We start from the raw sequence: 1233 nt of genomic DNA on the forward strand, positions 1-1233 counted from the left end.
TTATGTCACCGAATGAATTTTATAACCTTCATTTTGGAGAAAGTCTAACTAATATTGAAATAAGGGTGTAATTCTGACAAAACTAAAGAATTTATTAGGTTTTGTCCAAAACGAAGGGGTTAATCCGCTCTCACTACCACTAAATCAGGAAACATAGAAGTGATAACACCGCCGACCTCATATGGGATTTCAAGTGACCACTTTTTACGATCAAGATTACGTAACCAGCAAACGGCACCGTTTTTTAGTTCTTCTTCAATAACTCCCTTTTCCCATGGGTTTAGTGATGCTTGGAATGTTCCATCCTCAGAACAATAGAGGTGTCGATCAATTTTTATACTGTTATCTGAAACTGAAAAATCGATTGAATCTGGCAATACCCAAGGAATAGCTATTGGTTGAGCGGAAGCATTTATTAATCTTTCATAGATGTTTTTTCGAGCCTCATTTAATCTTGCAATAGAGCGTTTATTTTTTTCATACAGTGTAATGAATTCATTCTCAGCATAGTCATTAATCCTTTCCATTGCGTCCGTATCATTTGTCAGAACGATTATTTCTTTTTTTACATCGATGTGATCACGGGTACTATGACGAATCCAATATTCCTTATGCAAGCCTTCTCCCAATATCCTCCCTGCTTGTTCAAAATGGCGGGAGATATCAAACTCTGATACGACCATAGTTTGCGTTGATTCATCAAAGGAGTAGGCATTATCACCATACTCAAAAATTAGAATACCAAGAGAAAATCCGGTTATTGCTGCACCTCGAGTGTCATAGTCTCCACTTTCTTTTAATCGTGAAATTTCCTCATCCATTTTCGATAAAACTGCATTTTTGACAGTCTTCTGGGCTTTCAAGTCAATGCCGTCCATAGTCAATGCACGAGAAAGCTGTATTAACAGTTTAAGTGGTGCCTGCTTACGGGCTGAATCTATTCGATAGGTGATAAGATTATCCATTGCATCAAAAACATCAGAAAATTCTAAGTTTCTTCCAAGTGTTACAAGCTCTTTATTAGTTCCCGTTTCTGTCGGCATAACGGCTTCGCTATCACGTAGAGCATTAACTACATTTTTTACGGTTTCTTCATCGAAGTATGGAAGAAATCGGATTAACCCCTTCGTTTTGGACAAAACCTAATAAATTCTTTAGTTTTGTCAGAATTACACCCTTATTTCAATATTAGTTAGACTTTCTCCAAAATGAAGGTTATAAAATTCATTCGGT

1 protein-coding gene is annotated in these 1233 nt (G+C 36.6%); it reads right to left on the minus strand.

The window, feature by feature from the left end; all coding sequences use genetic code 11:
• Positions 1–119 precede the first annotated feature (119 nt).
• Positions 120–1139, minus strand: coding sequence for a hypothetical protein (locus tag CPAL_RS08745; protein ID WP_242976302.1), 1020 nt, complete (start codon positions 1137–1139; stop codon positions 120–122).
• Positions 1140–1233 lie beyond the last annotated feature (94 nt).

The organism is Clostridium thermopalmarium DSM 5974 (assembly GCF_002995795.1).
Classification (GTDB): domain Bacteria; phylum Bacillota; class Clostridia; order Clostridiales; family Clostridiaceae; genus Clostridium_H; species Clostridium_H thermopalmarium.